At 65.6% G+C, this 14,136-nt stretch carries 14 protein-coding genes; 11 read left to right on the top strand and 3 right to left on the bottom strand.

Annotated features, from left to right (window positions below):
* Positions 1-47 precede the first annotated feature (47 nt).
* The 5 genes from KVX96_RS16740 to KVX96_RS16720 all read left to right on the top strand — a co-directional run bounded on the left by KVX96_RS16740 (position 48) and on the right by KVX96_RS16720 (position 4,892).
* Positions 48-1,352, top strand: coding sequence for an MATE family efflux transporter (locus tag KVX96_RS16740; RefSeq protein ID WP_261195904.1), 1,305 nt, complete (start codon positions 48-50; stop codon positions 1,350-1,352).
* On the top strand, positions 1,345-2,433 hold the full coding sequence (locus KVX96_RS16735; protein ID WP_261195903.1) for a L,D-transpeptidase: 1,089 nt from the start codon (positions 1,345-1,347) through the stop codon (positions 2,431-2,433). Before KVX96_RS16740 ends, KVX96_RS16735 begins: the two co-directional genes overlap by 8 nt.
* Positions 2,433-3,071, top strand: a complete 639-nt coding sequence (locus tag KVX96_RS16730) for an SH3 domain-containing protein (RefSeq protein ID WP_261195902.1) — start codon at positions 2,433-2,435, stop codon at positions 3,069-3,071. The genes KVX96_RS16735 and KVX96_RS16730 overlap by 1 nt, the downstream gene beginning before the upstream one ends.
* Positions 3,046-3,807, top strand: a complete 762-nt coding sequence (locus KVX96_RS16725) for a heparan-alpha-glucosaminide N-acetyltransferase (protein WP_261195901.1) — start codon at positions 3,046-3,048, stop codon at positions 3,805-3,807. The genes KVX96_RS16730 and KVX96_RS16725 overlap by 26 nt, the downstream gene beginning before the upstream one ends.
* Positions 3,808-3,965: 158 nt before the next feature.
* Positions 3,966-4,892, top strand: coding sequence for a sugar kinase (locus tag KVX96_RS16720; protein WP_261195900.1), 927 nt, complete (start codon positions 3,966-3,968; stop codon positions 4,890-4,892).
* 50 nt (positions 4,893-4,942) lie between these two features.
* On the opposite strand, the gene KVX96_RS16715 is transcribed toward KVX96_RS16720, so the two are convergent.
* The 3 genes from KVX96_RS16715 to KVX96_RS16705 are packed head-to-tail and all read right to left on the bottom strand — an operon-like array spanning position 4,943 to position 7,817.
* Entirely contained in the window at positions 4,943-5,968 is a 1,026-nt protein-coding gene (locus KVX96_RS16715) for a zinc-binding dehydrogenase (RefSeq protein ID WP_261195899.1), read from the bottom strand.
* Between the two features lie 13 nt (positions 5,969-5,981).
* Positions 5,982-6,698, bottom strand: coding sequence for an SDR family NAD(P)-dependent oxidoreductase (locus KVX96_RS16710; RefSeq protein WP_261195898.1), 717 nt, complete (start codon positions 6,696-6,698; stop codon positions 5,982-5,984).
* 3 nt (positions 6,699-6,701) lie between these two features.
* Complete coding sequence (locus KVX96_RS16705) at positions 6,702-7,817, bottom strand: extracellular solute-binding protein (RefSeq protein WP_261195897.1); 1,116 nt, start codon at positions 7,815-7,817, stop codon at positions 6,702-6,704.
* Between the two features lie 134 nt (positions 7,818-7,951).
* Between KVX96_RS16705 and KVX96_RS16700 the strand changes: the two genes are divergently transcribed.
* The 6 genes from KVX96_RS16700 to KVX96_RS16675 all read left to right on the top strand — a co-directional run bounded on the left by KVX96_RS16700 (position 7,952) and on the right by KVX96_RS16675 (position 14,131).
* A complete protein-coding gene (locus KVX96_RS16700; protein ID WP_261195896.1) occupies positions 7,952-8,710 on the top strand; it encodes an enoyl-CoA hydratase/isomerase family protein in 759 nt (252 codons plus the stop codon).
* Between the two features lies 1 nt (position 8,711).
* Entirely contained in the window at positions 8,712-9,890 is a 1,179-nt protein-coding gene (locus KVX96_RS16695; RefSeq protein WP_261195894.1) for a CaiB/BaiF CoA transferase family protein, read from the top strand.
* Positions 9,891-10,075: 185 nt separating this feature from the next.
* Positions 10,076-11,176: a mandelate racemase/muconate lactonizing enzyme family protein gene (locus KVX96_RS16690; RefSeq protein ID WP_261195892.1), complete on the top strand. Its 1,101-nt coding sequence runs from the start codon at positions 10,076-10,078 to the stop codon at positions 11,174-11,176.
* An 11-nt stretch (positions 11,177-11,187) separates the two neighbouring features.
* Entirely contained in the window at positions 11,188-12,219 is a 1,032-nt protein-coding gene (locus tag KVX96_RS16685; protein ID WP_261195890.1) for a zinc-dependent alcohol dehydrogenase, read from the top strand.
* Positions 12,219-12,989, top strand: coding sequence for an SDR family oxidoreductase (locus KVX96_RS16680; protein ID WP_261195888.1), 771 nt, complete (start codon positions 12,219-12,221; stop codon positions 12,987-12,989). The genes KVX96_RS16685 and KVX96_RS16680 overlap by 1 nt, the downstream gene beginning before the upstream one ends.
* Before the next feature lie 185 nt (positions 12,990-13,174).
* Positions 13,175-14,131, top strand: a complete 957-nt coding sequence (locus KVX96_RS16675; RefSeq protein WP_261195886.1) for an ABC transporter permease — start codon at positions 13,175-13,177, stop codon at positions 14,129-14,131.
* Positions 14,132-14,136 lie beyond the last annotated feature (5 nt).

Here is a 14,136-nt window from a genome sequence, read left to right as displayed (position 1 = left end):
GCGCGACCTCTACCACGTGGCAGGGCCTTCTGGCCCTGACCTGGCCCATGACCCTGCGGGCCATGATGCTGCACGGCATCGTGGTGATCGACGCCTTCCTCGTCGCCGCGCTCGGGGAGGCCTCCCTCGCGGCGATGGGGCTTGCGAGCGCCATCGCCGGCCTGCTTCTGGGCGCGCAGGCGGCCTTTGCCAACGCCGGGCAGATCCTCGTGGCGCAGGCCTTCGGCTCGGGCCGCGCGCTGGCGCAACAGACGGTGTTTCGCACCAACCTCGTGATCAGCGCCGCTGTCTGCGTGCTGGGGCTGAGCATCGTCGGCCTTGTCACCGGCCCGGTGCTGGCGGCCTCGGGCCAGCCTGAAGCCATTCAGGCCGCCGCGCGCACCTACCTGCTGATCTTCGTGCTGGTGGTGATCGCCGAGGCCGCCGGGCAGAGCCTTTCGGCCCATTTTACCGGCTGTGGCCGCAGCCGGGTGCCCTTCTACAGCTATCTGATTGCGCTCCCGGTGAACGTGGCGCTCAGCTACGGCCTGATCCACGGCGTTGGCCCCCTGCCCGCCCTTGGGCTTGCTGGCGCGGCCTGGGGCAGCGCAGCGGCGGCAATCCTGCGCGCGGGCTTCCTTTGGGCCAATGTGCTGCCGGACCTGCGCCAATGGCCGCGCGGCGCGGGCTATGAGGGCGGCGGGCTGCTGCAGGCCCTGAGGCGCAACCTCGCCTTCTCAAGCCCCGTCGCCGCCACCTTCTTCAGCGCGCAGGCCTCGGCCAGCGTCTGCATGCTGATCTACGCGCGCTACGACGTGTACCAATTCGCCGCCCTCACTCTGATCCTGCCATGGATCCACGTGGCGGGCACCTTCGGCATGTCCTGGGCGCAGGCCACCGGCGTGACGGTGGCGCAGCTTCTAGGGCAGGGCATCCGGGGTGAACGGCTCACCGCCTTCCTGCGCATCGCCTTTCGCGGCGCGATGATCACGGCCTTCCTCGTGGCCGCCGCCTACGCGCTGCTCATCCTGTTCTCCGGTCAACTCTATACCTCGCTTCAGGACACAACGCGCGCCGCACTGCTGAGCTTCCTGCCCGTGCTCCTGCTGCTCCCGTGGCCCAAGAACTCCAACGCGATCTGCGGCAACACCCTGCGCGCGGGCGGACAGACGGTTTACGTCATGGTGCTGTTCCTCTGGACGCAATGGCTCGTGAAAGTGCCTCTCACCGCCTTCGTGGTGCTGGTGCTGGAGTGGCCCGCGGGCTGGGCGCTGTCGATCCTGCTGGTGGAAGAAGTGGTGAAATTCGCCCCCTTCCACCTGCGCCTGAAACGCGGGCGCTGGCGGGGTCAGGAAGACATCCCCAATGGTTGACTTCACTTGCCCCACAACGATCATACCCAGCACAGGTATCGAGGACGTTAGGAAGGGATCACCCGTGCTGACACGACGACAGCTACTGGCCGCCGGGGTAGCGACTTTTGCGAGTGGCACTGCCTTGCGCGCAACGGAAACCGAAATCAATGTCGACAACATGCTGCCGGGCGATTTCACATGGCATCCGGAACGCTCGCCGCAGGGGCCGGTTGCCGTTGTCGCTTCGCTGCCTGAGCAGCGCGTGCATGTCTATCGCAACGGCATCCGGATCGCCGTTTCAACTTGCTCGTCGGGCCGACCCGGGCACGAAACGCCAACAGGCGTTTTCACCGTCCTCCAAAAAGACGCCCGACACCGCTCATCAACTTACAACAACGCGCCCATGCCAAACATGAACCGGCTCACATGGGATGGCATTGCCATGCACGCGGGCAATCTTCCGGGCTACCCGGCCTCTCATGGCTGTCTGCGTCTGCCGCTTGAATTCTCGCGCCTACTGTTCACGGTCACTCATATCGGAACGCCGGTGATCGTGGCCGGCGCAGCGTCTGATGCGTGGGAACTGGTGCACCCGGGTCTTGTTTTGGCTCCGCTGGACCAAAACGAACTGTCAGGCGCAGTCGCAGATCTTGCGCAGAAGAAACGTCCTGATGACTGGACCGCCACGCCGCCCTACCCCATCACCACTGTTTTGGCGACACGGGGCGACAGCCGCATCACCATCATGGAAGACGGGCGCGAGGTCTATTCTGGGCCCGTTACATTTGAGGGCGAAGGCCCGGTAGGCGAACACGTGCTGCTGCTATTGCAAGGGCGCGATGGTGCCCTGCACTGGTCTGGTGTCACCCATCACCCAGATCCGAGCCACCCGCTGCGAAACGAAGAGCAAGTGCTGAACAGGGTGGCCCTGCCAAAAGAGGCGCTGGCCAAACTGCGCGGCCGCCTGCATCCGGGACTGACGTTCATCGTTTCCGAGCTGCCTTCAACACCCGATCGCCGCTCTGGCGACGATTTCGTGATCATGACGGGCGAGAACCTGTCGTCGCCCCGTCCACCTGCGAACCCGGAGCGGAACTGATGCGAAACCTGATCAGCCTCGTCGCAATGGCTCCGGGTGTTGTATTCGCCCAGAGCGAGCCACATTCCCTGCCAGAGACGGCTTTCCTTGCGGTAGAAATCAACGGCAGCCTCAATCTGCGGCTGGAGCCATCCGAAGAAGCCGGGCGTGTGACACGGTTGAGAGATGGCACGCTGCTTCGCAGGATCGACTGTGGCCTCTTCGGTGGTACAGGCGGCCCCGCAAGCGGCTGGTGTGAAGTTGAATCCCTCGATGGGGGAACCGCCGGCTGGGCCTCCGCTGCGTTCCTCGCACCCTATTTTGGTGCGGACCCCGAAGCACTCACGACCCTCGCCGTAGCGCCGGATCAACAGCGACAGGTCGGCGCGGGAACACTTTCCGGCACGCTGCCTTCCGCGGGCATTGAGGATCACCTGATCGCTGTCCCAGAGGGGGCCATTTTGCAAATTGCAGCGGACACCCTGCCCGAGAACATTGCGGCGATTGTTTTTGACGACACAGGCGCAGCGCTTTTGCGTATCGCGCAGGCAGGAGACTCGCAAGAAATCGAGTTTACGAATGCAGGCACCGCCGTGCTTCGCCTCCTAGAAACCGGGGGAATGGATGGCCTTTATGCCGTCAGTATCCGTTTCGACTGAGGCCGGATCCGACACCGCCCGGCTGCCCGTGCTCGACATCGCCCGCACGCTGGCGATCATCGCCATGGTGATCTTTCACTTCGCCCGCGATCTGGAGATGTTCCGCCTCGCCCCGCCGGGGATGACACTCGAAGGCGGTTGGGTGCTGTTTTCCCGCCTGATCGCGGGGAGCTTTCTTTTCCTCTCCGGTGTCAGCCTCGTGCTGGCCCATGGCGAGGGCATCCGCTGGCCCGCCTTCCGCCGCCGCGCGTTGATGATCGGCGGGGCCGCCCTGCTGGTGAGCCTTGCCACGCTGATCGCCGTGCCGCGCGATTTTATCTATTTCGGCATCCTGCACGGCATCCTTACCGCCAGCCTTCTGGGCATCTGGCTGGTGCCGCGCCCCGCGATCTATGCCGCCGCAGCCGCGCTGCTCGTGGTGCTGCTCTGGGCCACGGTCGGCAAGAGCCTCGCCCTGCCGGAAATCTTCAGCTTCACCGGCCTGCTAGCCGCGCCGCGCCCGACGCTGGATTTCATCCCGCTGCTGCCCTGGCTCGCGCCCGCCTTCGCCGGGATCGCCGCCGCTAAATGGCTGCGCATCGCCGATTGGCCGCGCGCGGAGCCCGGCAGGATGGCCCGGCTCATCGCCTGGCCGGGCCAACACAGCCTTGCGATCTACCTGTTGCACCAGCCCGTACTCGTGGCCCTGCTCTGGGCCATCACCCGATTCCTGCAGCCCACGTGCTTTCCATGCTGAAACCCTGCGCAAACGTGGCGGCAACACCGCAAATCACCTTTTTCAACACGCATGCAGCACCCTTTTCGCATGCCTTCGCCCCGCCCTTAGGCTAAGCAGCCCTTGTCAGACCAAACCCGCCGCCCAGCGGCCCGCCAGACCAAGACCCGGAGAGAGAAATGACCGCCCAGAAACGCCCCATCCGCAAGATCGCCTGTGTCGGAGAGGTGATGATCGAGCTGATCGCCGGGCAGGATGGCAGCGCGCTGCTCGGCGTGGCCGGGGATACCTACAACACCGCCGTCTACATGGCGCGGGGGCTGAAAGGCTCCGGGGCCAGCGTCTCCTACGTGACGGCGCTGGGGCAGGATCCCTATTCGGGGCGCATCCTCTCGGCGATCGAAAGCCATGGCATCGGCACCGAGGCCATCGAGCGGCGGGCCGAGATGATGCCCGGCCTTTACGCCATCGACACCGACGAGCACGGAGAGCGCTCCTTCAGCTACTGGCGCTCCACTGCAGCCGCCCGCACCCTGTTCTCCGAGCCTTGCGACGTCCCGCTGGAGCGGCTGAACGATTACGATCTGGTGCTGATCTCCGGCATCTCCATGGCGATCCTGCCCCCCGCCGTGCGCGCGCGGATCATGGCGTGGGCCGAGGCCTTCTCGGCCGCCGGCGGCACGCTCGCCTATGACAGCAACCACCGCCCGAGGCTTTGGGAAAGCGCCGATGTGGCGCGCGAGGTGAACGCGGCGATGTGGGCGCGGGCCGACATCGCCCTGCCCTCGGTGGACGATGAAATGGCGCTTTACGGCGATGCTGATGGCGCGGCCGTGGTGGCCCGCCTGCGCGGTTATGGCGTGGATCGCGGTGCGCTGAAACGCGGCGCGGAAGGGCCGCTGGATCTTTCCACGGGCAACACGCCCGAAGGCCTACCGCAGGTGGAAAAGGTGATTGACAGCACCGCAGCGGGCGACAGCTTCAACGCGGGATTCCTTGCCGCCGTTGCGCGCGGGCAAAGCGATCTGGACGCGGCGAAAGCGGGCCATGTCCTGGCCGCGAAAGTGATCTGCCACCGGGGCGCGATCATCCCCGAAGACGCCTGACGGGAGACACCTGACAAAACGGCCCGGCCTCACTGGGCCGGGCCCCGGGGCTATTCGGCACCGATAATCAGGATCTTCCCGCTCGCTTTCCCGGCGGCCATGGTGCCAAGCGCATCGCTCAGCTCGGCCAGCGGATAGGTGCAGGCGGTGAGCGCGTCGAAATCGACAGCGCCGGATTCCACCAGCTGCACGGCTTCCTCGAACTCCGCATTGAACTGGAAGGAGCCGACGACCTCGATCTCCTTCACCATGATCAGGTGCAGCGGGATCTCTGCCGCGCGGGGCTGGATCGACGACAGGATCGCCACGCGGCCCTTCTGGCGCACCGCTTTCAGGCATTGCGAGAAGGCCGGGATCGCGCCGCTGGCCTCCACCGCCACGTCAAAGCGGCGATCCAGCGCGCCGTCGGGCACCTCGCTGGCGACCAGGCCTTCGCTGGCCCCCACCCGCAGCGCGGCCTCTACGGCCTCGGGCCGGACGTCCAGCGCCGTGACATGCACGCCGCGCGCGGCAGCAGCGGCGATGGCCAGAAGCCCCATCGGGCCGCAGCCGGTGATCAGCACCTTTTGCCCCACCGCAACGCCGCCCTTGTTCAGCGCATGGAGCGCGCAGGCCATCGGCTCAGCGAAGGTCAGGTGGCGCGGGTTCACGTGATCCCCCACTGGGCGGCAGCAGCGCGCCGGGTGCAGGATCTCGCCCTGAAAGAAGCCGTCCCAATGGGGCACGGTGGTTGCGGAACCGGGGAATTTCTTGGCGGTGCAGAGGTTCACCTCGCCGCGTTCGCAGGCCGGGCAGGTGCCGCAGTTCATGATCGGGTTCAGCGCCACGAGCGTGCCTTCCGCCAGCCCGCTGCTGCCGCCTTCCACCACCCGCGCGCAGGCCTCGTGGCCCAGCGTGACGGGGCCATTCAGCACGAAGCCCGCGTTGGCGAAATCGGAATAGTAATGCAGATCCGTGCCGCAGAGGCTGCCCACGGCCAGCCGCAGGCGCACGAAGCCTTCAGGAAGGTCACGCCCCTCCGCTTGAGGGGCAGTTTCAATCTCTTTCGCGGCGGTGAGGCGGGTTTTCAGAAGCATCTTGGCCCTCGTATCAGAAGCCGACGGCATAGCCGCCATCCACAGGCAGGTTGACGCCGTTCACATAGGCGGCGCGGGGAGAGGCGAGATAGAAGATCGCGTCGGCCACGTCTTCCGGCGTGCCGAAGGCATGGCCCGGAATGCGCCCTTCGATCTTTTCGCGCCGGGCCGGATCCTTGGCCAGCACCGCGCGGGTCATGTCGGTGTCGATGAAGCCGGGGCTCACCGCGTTGCAGCGGATGCCGAAGGGCGCGGCGTCCACCGCAACGGAGCGGGTCAGGCCCACGACGGCGGTTTTCGCCGTCACATAGGCGGCCGCTGAAGGCAGCGCCATGATGGCCCCCATGGAGGCCACGTTCACGATCGCGCCCCCGGTTTCCCGGTGCAAATCCACGTAGCGGCCACAAGCCGCGAACATGGCGCGCAGGTTCACGTCGAGCACGTGGTCAAGCTCTTCGGGGGCGACCTCCCACACCGGTTTCTTCAGATGCACCCCAGCGTTGTTGACCAGCGCGGCAATCGGCCCGTGCTGGGCAACGATGGCCGACAGCCAATCCGCCGCGCGATCCTGCGCGATGTCACACGCGTGGAAAGTTACGCGCGGCCCGAGGCTTTCCACCTCGCCCGCGCTGCGCGCCACGACGTGAACGTCAAAGCCCTCGTCCAGAAAACGCCGCGCCTGGCTCAGGCCAAGGCCCTTGTTTCCTCCGGTGATGACGGCAATCGGCATGGCTCAGGCCCCTTTCAGATGATGACGATACAGCGCATCGAGCTGCGCAAGGAAGGTTTCGCAGGGGATCGCTTTCAGGAAGAAATCCGGCATGATCTCGCAAACATCATCCACGAAGCCCAAAAACCACGGCGCGCGCGGCCGCGTCCAGGCGCTGTCGATGGTGGCGAAACCGCCCTTGAAGAAGCCCGTGGCATCGCCCTGCGCCTGCTGGGCCAACCACGTGCGCCGGTGGGCGGGCTGGCCGTTTCCGGCGAGGTAGATACCCGACTGCACGGCTTCCGTGGCCAGCCACTGCGCGAAGGCGATGGCCTCCCGCGGGGCTATGGTTTGCGCTGAAACACCGATGCCCGCGCCGCCCAGAATGGCTTTCGAGCCCTTATAGCCCTGCCAGACGGGCAGATCGACATAGGCCACGGGATGGGCGCGGAAGCCTTGGCGGGCGTAGTTCACATAGCCGAAGAGGCAGGGAGAGGCAGCGAAATCGCCGCCCTCGGATGAGAGTGTTTCCAGCACGTGGATCGGGTTCATCTTCACCTGATCCGACGGGCCGAGGGCGAACAGGGCGCGCAACACGGTGAGCGCATGCAGGCCGTTTTCTTCAGAAACGAAACGCTGCGGCGCATAAGGCATCACCGCGCCGCCGCGCCCGGCGACGAGGGTCATGAACATGTCAAAGGCATCCACCGGCAGCAGCGGCGTGAGGGGGCGGAAGGCTTTGGCCTCCGGCCGGAGGAAATCTTCCCAAACCTTCGCAACTGGCGCGCCCAGATCGGGGCGGTGGCAGGCCATCTGGCAGGCCGCATCGATGGCATAGGCCCAGCACTGCCCCTGCCAGAGGTAGCTCTCCGCCGAACCGCCGAGCGACGCGCCATCATCCTCCGGCGCGGGCAACGGCAAAAGCGCGCCGGTTTCCGCGATCTGGCCCACGTGCGGGTGATCGAGCACGATGAAATCATGCGCCTCCGCCAGCTCTGCGATGGGTGCATCAGCGAAGGCCTGAAGCGAACGCTTCTGCCAGCTGATCTCCACACCGGTCTGTTCGGCATAGGCTTCTGAAGCCGCCACCACCGGATCATAGCCACGCGGGTGATCCCATGTGATTCCTGAAAGCTTCAATGCCGCGCCCTCCTTCTCCGGCCTTTTCGATGGTGTGCCGTAGCTGGCTCTTTTTTGCAAGTATACAAATAACTTTGATATTTGAAATTTACATGCTAGGCAAAACAGGAGGACCGCATGTAAGGAGCCGCCCCATGTCCACCCCGCCCGAAGGCCGTGTCTGGCTACACAAGGATGGGCCGATCGGAGAAATCACGCTGGATCGCCCGGCCAAGCTCAACGCGCTGACGCCGCAGATGTACCGCCAGATTGCCGAGTGCTGCGCGCAGGCCGATGCGGATGCGGAGATCCGGGTGGTGATCTTTCGCGGCGAAGGCAGCCGCGCTTTCTGCGCGGGCTCCGATGTGAAGGCGCTGGAGGGCTACGAGGATTTCTGGGCCTGGCGCAACCGCTTCGACTACATCCCGCCGATCCTCGCCTTACGCAAACCCGCAATTGCCGCCGTGAAAGGCTGGGCGCTTGGCGGCGGGCTTGAGATCGCGCTGGCCTGCGATCTGCGTGTCGTGGCGCGCGATGCCGTCTTCTCCGCGCCGGAGGTGCAGCTGGGTTGGAACGGTGCGGGCGGCGCGGCGCAACACCTGACACGCATGTGCGGCTACGGGCAGGCCATGCGCATCTTGCTGACAGGAGATCGCTTCGACGCCGAGGAAGCCGCGCGCATCGGTATGGTGGAATATCTCGTGGATCCGGGCGAGGAACTGCCCCGCGCCCGCGCGCTGGCAGCCCAGATCGCGGACCACGCCCCCCACGCCACGCAGGCCGTCAAAGCCGCCGTACGCGGCGCGATGGATCTGACCACCGCCCAAGGCCTGCGCAATGAAAACGAACTGATGTCGCTCTGCTTTGCCAAGGCCGATCTGGCCCGCGCCAAAGCCGCACAGGAGACACGCTGACATGCCCCCCCTGCCCGATCTCACCCCCGAAGACCGCCCTCTCGCCGGCCTGCGCGTTTTGGATTTCGCCCAATACCTCGCCGGCCCCGTCGCTGCGCTGCGGCTCGCGGATCTGGGGGCCGAGGTGATCAAGGTGGAGCGCCCCGGCGCGGGCGATCCCTGCCGCCAGATGATCGTGAACGATCAACGGCTGGATGGCGAAAGCCTCGTGTTCCATACCTTCAACCGGGGCAAGAAAAGCGTCGCCGCCGACCTGAAGGACGCTGGCGATCTGGCCCGCGTGAAGGCGCTGATCGGCAGCGCTGACGTGATGATCCACAACTTCCGCCCCGGCGTGATGGAGCGCATCGGGCTGGGCTATGAAGACGTTCGCGCGCTCAACCCCGGCATCGTTTATGGTGCGGTGTCGGGCTATGGGCCGGGCGGCCCGTGGGAGGCCAAGCCGGGGCAGGATCTGCTGGTGCAGGCGCTGTCGGGCATCGCCTGGCTCAACGGTGATGCGGGCCATGGGCCGGTGCCCACGGGCTTTGCCATGCTCGATGTCGCCACCGCCGGGCTGCTGGTGCAGGGCATCCTCGCCTGCCTCGTGCGGCGCGGGATTTCGGGCAAGGGCGGGCGCGTGGATGTGGATCTACTCTCAGCCGCGCTGGACATGACGTTTGAGCAATTCACCTGCTTCCTCAACGACGCGCGCCGCGCCCCAGAGCGCCATGCGCTCGGCAACGCCAACCCCTACCAGCCCGCGCCCTATGGCATCTTCCCCACCGCAGATGGCCATATCGCCGTCGCCATGGGCCCGCTCGCCAAGCTCGCCGAGGCGCTGGAGGCCCCGGAAATCGCCACCTTCGCGCAAGAAGAGGCCTTCGTGCGGCGTGACGAGATCAAGGATCTGGTGGCTAAGCGGCTGGCGGGCGGGCCGACGCAGGGCTGGCTGGATCGCCTGGAGCCCGCAGGCTTCTGGTGCGCGCCGGTGATGGACTGGCCCGGTTTCGCCGCCTCCGACGGCTTTGCCGCGCTGGACCCGCTCCAGCGCATCGAATCGCCTTCCGGAGAAGCTGCCGAAACCACCCGCTGCCCGATCCGGATCGACGGCGCGGCGCTGCGCGCGGGCGCGGCTGGCCCGCACCTCGGGGCCGACACCGCGGCGCTCCTGCCAGAGGTTGCCCCCGCTCCGGTCTGACCAAATCGCCTAATTTTCCTATACTTTTCCAGCGGCGCGCCTTTCGGCGGGCCGCTTTTTCGTTGCAGCCCACGCCGGACCAAACCTGAACTTAGCCAGACCAGAGCGCAGATTTCAGAAAATATATTTGACTGACTCCTGCAATATATGTTTTTTGGTCCTACCAAAAAACCGCAGGACTCCCCATGCCCGTGATCACCGATATCCAGATACGCCGCTTCCCCGTTCCGCTTGCGGAGGTGCTGGTGGATGCCAAGCACGGCGCCCATACCCATTTCGAGCTGATCACCGCGACGATCACCACCGAGGACGGGCTTTCGGGCACGGGCTACACCTATACGGGCGGCAAGGGCGGCCATGCGGTCGTGGCGATGCTCACCCATGATCTGGTGCCCTTCCTCACCGGGCAGGACGCCACCGAGGTCGAGGCGCTCTATGATGCGATGCAGTGGCAAGTCCATTACGTGGCACGCGGCGGCATCGCGAGTTTCGCCATTTCCGCGCTGGACATCGCGCTCTGGGATCTGCGCGGCAAGCGTGACGGCAAGGCGCTCTGGCAGATGGCAGGGGGCATGGGGCGCAAGTGCAAGGCCTATCGGGGCGGCATCGATCTGAACTTCCCGCTACCGAAGCTTCTGGACAGCATCCGGGGCTATCTGGCCGAGGGCTTTACCGCCGTGAAGATCAAGGTCGGCCAGCCGACACTGGCGCAGGACGTGGCGCGCGTGAAAGCCGTGCGCGAACTCATCGGCCCCGACGTGGCCTTCATGGTGGACGCCAATTATTCGATGAGTGAAGCCGAGGCCATCGAGGCCGCCCGCGCCTTCGCCCCCTACGACATCACATGGTTCGAAGAGCCGATCATCCCGGACGATTACGAAGCCTATAGCCGTATCGCCGAGGCCACCGGCATGCCGCTCGCCATGGGTGAGAACCTGCACACCGAGCATGAGTTTGGCTACGCCGTGGCGCAGTCCAAACTGTCCTTCCTGCAGCCCGATGCCTCCAACTGCGGCGGCATCACCGGCTGGATGCGCGCCGCCGATCTGGCCGACGCCGCCGGCATCCCGGCCTGCAGTCATGGGATGCAGGAGCTGCACGTAAGCCTCGTGGCGGGCCGCTCGCCCGAGGGCTGGATCGAAGTGCATTCCTTCCCGATCGATCACTACACAACGCGCCCGCTGGTGCTGGAAAACGCCCGCGCCGTCGCGCCGGACGTGCCGGGCACGGGCGTGGTGTTTGACTGGGACAAGCTTGAAACCGCCTGCCGCACAGCGGCAGCGTGAAGGAGACGACAATGGCTTTTGACGCCGCTTACTACCGGGGCAACCGCAGCTTCGAAATCCGCTCGGTCGAGCCCCGCGCGCCGGGAAAAGGCGAAGTGCAGGTGGCCCCCGCCTACTGCGGGATCTGCGGCACCGATCTGCACGTCTATCTGGGCCACATGGAAGCCCGTATCGGCAATGACCGCGTGATCGGCCACGAGATGTCGGGCCGCATCACCGCCATTGGCGAAGGGGTTGAAGGCTTTGCGATCGGCGATCCCGTCGTGGTGCGCCCGCTGGCCCATTGCGGCACCTGCCCGGCCTGCAAGGCGGGGCATATCCATGTCTGCCACAAACTCAACTTCCTCGGGCTTGATACCGATGGCGCCTTCCAGCAGCGCTGGACGGTGCCGGCCCATGTGCTCCACAAGCTCCCCGACAGCCTGCCGCTGGATCAGGCCGCGCTGGTGGAGCCGCTGGCCGTGGCCGTGCACGATGTGCGCCGCGCTCGCGTGGCGCTTGGCGAAGATGTTCTGGTGATCGGCGGCGGCCCCATCGGCATGCTGGTGGCGCTCTGCGCCCGCCGCGCCGGGGCCCGCGTCACGCTTTCGGAAGTGAATGAAAACCGCCTCGCGCTGGCCCGCGAGATGGGTTTTGCCGTGCTCAATCCGCGCGAAGTCAACGTGGCCGAGGCGATCAATGCGGCCACGCAAGGCAAGGGCGCGGATGTTGTCTTCGAGGTCTCCGGCACGCAGCCGGGTGTGGACCTGATGACGGAAGCCGTCGCCACGCGCGGGCGGATCTGCATGGTCGCCATCCATGCGAGCAAGCCGCAGGTCGACATGTTCCGCTTCTTCTGGCGCGAGATCGATCTGATCGGCGCGCGCACTTATGAAATTTCCGATTTCGACGCCGCCATCGCGCTGCTGGCCGAAGGCATCGGCGCGGAAGCGCTGATCACCGACGTGCGCCCGCTCTCCGAGATGGAAGCCGCGTTCAAAGCCCTCACCGAGATGCCCAATTCCATGAAGACGCTGATCCAGATCAGCGCGGAGCAAGCCTGATGTTCGATCCCAAATCCTTTGACCTCACCGGCAAGACAGCCCTCGTGACCGGCGCGAAACGCGGCATCGGGCGCGGCATGGCCGAAGCGCTGGCCGCCGCCGGGGCTGACATCATCGCCGTCTCCGCCACTCTACCGACGGACGGCGGGGCGGTGGGCGCCTCGGTGCGCGCCATGGGCCGCAACTTCGCCGCCTATGCCTGCGATTTCTCTGACCGCGCCAGCGTGCACGCCTTTGCCGCGCAGGTGCTGGCAGAGCATCCGCGCATCGACATCCTGATCAACAACGCCGGCACCATCAAACGCGCCCCGGCCGCCGAACATGGCGACGAGATCTGGGACGAGGTGATCGAGGTGAACCTCTCCGCCCAATTCGTGCTGACGCGCGAAATCGGCAAGCAGATGATCGCGCGCGGCAGCGGCAAGGTGATCTTCACCGCCTCGCTGCTGACCTTCCAGGGCGGCATCACCGTGCCCGGCTACGCGGCTTCCAAGGGCGGCATCGGCCAGCTCACCATGGCCTTCGCCAACGAATGGGCCGGCAAGGGCGTGAACGTGAACGCCATCGCCCCCGGCTACATCGCGACGGACAACACCGAGGCCCTGCGCAACGACGAAAACCGCTTCAAGGCCATCCTTGAGCGCATCCCGGCGGGACGCTGGGGCACGCCTGAGGATTTCGGCGGACCGGCCGTGTTCCTGGCCTCGGACGCTGCCGCCTATGTGCACGGCACGATCCTGACGGTCGACGGCGGCTGGATGGGCCGCTGAGCACGTAATTTAAGGGGTTTTGCCCCGGATTCCTGCCTAAAAAGGCTTGCTTTCCGAGGCGCGTTAACCAACACTAACGCAAGTTACTTTTATATACGCAAAAAGGTGACTCGATTCTCGGCCGCTCCGCCCCTGTGGGAAATCGCGCGGATCGGCCCCTGAACATAGGGGAGGGAGGACCCCAGATGCCCGACTTCGGACGCCTGTTCCGCGAGCACAACATCGTGTTCGTGACCATCGCGCTGTGCCTGATTTTCTACATGATCAGCCCGCGGTTCCTGAGCCTCGACAACATGAGCGCCATCTCGCGCCAGATCGTGCCCATCGGCCTGATCGCGCTGGGGCAGTTCTTCGTTGTCGTCTCCGGCAACATCGATCTCTCGATGGGCATGGGTGCTGTGCTCTTCTCCATCGTGCTGGGCGTGTTCTTCGGCATGACGGGCGGCGTGGGGCTGGGCATCGTGGCGGTGATCGCCACCTCGCTCGCGATGGGGCTCTTCAACGGCGTGCTGATCGCCAAGCTCAAGCTGCCCGCCTTCATCGTGACGCTGGGCATGCTGTTCATGGCCACCGGGCTTTCGGGCCTGATCATCCCGCGCGGGCAGCAGATTTTCCTGATCGGCGATTTCTTCCGCTTCATCGGCGCCGGGAAGTTTCTGGGCTTCTACTGGTCCTTCCTGTTCATGATGGCGCTCTACGGGCTTGCCTACGTGGTTTACAACCACACCCGCTGGGGCGGCTACGTGATCGCGCTCGGCAACAGCGAGGAGAACGCCAAGCTCGCAGGCATCAACACCGATGCGATGAAGATCGGCGTCTTCATGTTCTCCGCACTCTGCTCGGGCTTTGCCGGCATCATGCTCTCGGCCCGGATGGGCTTCGTGCAGCCGGGGCTCGACGGCAACGGCCTGCTGCTGGACGGTATCGCTGCGATCATCATCGGCGGCACGCTGATCCTGGGTGGGCGCGGCACCATCGGCGGCGCGCTCTGGGGCCTGCTGTTCATCGGCATCATCAACAACAGCCTGAACCTGCTGAACGTCGAGGACGTCTGGCATCAGGTGTTCAAGGGCGCGGTCATCCTGTTCGCGCTCGGGGCCAACTGGCTGCTCTGGCAATCGCGCCAGGCCGAGGCCCACTGACCCTT

The organism is Pseudoruegeria sp. SHC-113 (assembly GCF_025376885.1).
In the GTDB taxonomy this organism is placed as follows: Bacteria; Pseudomonadota; Alphaproteobacteria; order Rhodobacterales; family Rhodobacteraceae; genus Pseudoruegeria.
Note: the sequence above shows the minus strand (reverse complement) of the source record. Positions and strands in the feature narration are given on the sequence as shown.

Bases quoted from the DNA above. Each gene is read 5' to 3' on its own strand.
- KVX96_RS16725 (WP_261195901.1), top strand. From the start codon at position 3,046: ATGCCGTCAGTATCCGTTTCGACTGAGGCCGGATCCGACACCGCCCGG.
- KVX96_RS16720 (WP_261195900.1), top strand. From the start codon at position 3,966: ATGACCGCCCAGAAACGCCCCATCCGCAAGATCGCCTGTGTCGGAGAG.
- KVX96_RS16740 (WP_261195904.1), top strand. From the start codon at position 48: ATGACCCTGCGGGCCATGATGCTGCACGGCATCGTGGTGATCGACGCC.
- KVX96_RS16685 (WP_261195890.1), top strand. From the start codon at position 11,188: ATGGCTTTTGACGCCGCTTACTACCGGGGCAACCGCAGCTTCGAAATC.
- KVX96_RS16715 (WP_261195899.1), bottom strand. From the start codon at position 5,968: ATGCTTCTGAAAACCCGCCTCACCGCCGCGAAAGAGATTGAAACTGCC.
- KVX96_RS16680 (WP_261195888.1), top strand. From the start codon at position 12,219: ATGTTCGATCCCAAATCCTTTGACCTCACCGGCAAGACAGCCCTCGTG.
- KVX96_RS16710 (WP_261195898.1), bottom strand. From the start codon at position 6,698: ATGCCGATTGCCGTCATCACCGGAGGAAACAAGGGCCTTGGCCTGAGC.
- KVX96_RS16695 (WP_261195894.1), top strand. From the start codon at position 8,712: ATGCCCCCCCTGCCCGATCTCACCCCCGAAGACCGCCCTCTCGCCGGC.
- KVX96_RS16735 (WP_261195903.1), top strand. From the start codon at position 1,345: ATGGTTGACTTCACTTGCCCCACAACGATCATACCCAGCACAGGTATC.
- KVX96_RS16690 (WP_261195892.1), top strand. From the start codon at position 10,076: ATGCCCGTGATCACCGATATCCAGATACGCCGCTTCCCCGTTCCGCTT.
- KVX96_RS16675 (WP_261195886.1), top strand. From the start codon at position 13,175: ATGCCCGACTTCGGACGCCTGTTCCGCGAGCACAACATCGTGTTCGTG.
- KVX96_RS16700 (WP_261195896.1), top strand. From the start codon at position 7,952: ATGTCCACCCCGCCCGAAGGCCGTGTCTGGCTACACAAGGATGGGCCG.
- KVX96_RS16730 (WP_261195902.1), top strand. From the start codon at position 2,433: ATGCGAAACCTGATCAGCCTCGTCGCAATGGCTCCGGGTGTTGTATTC.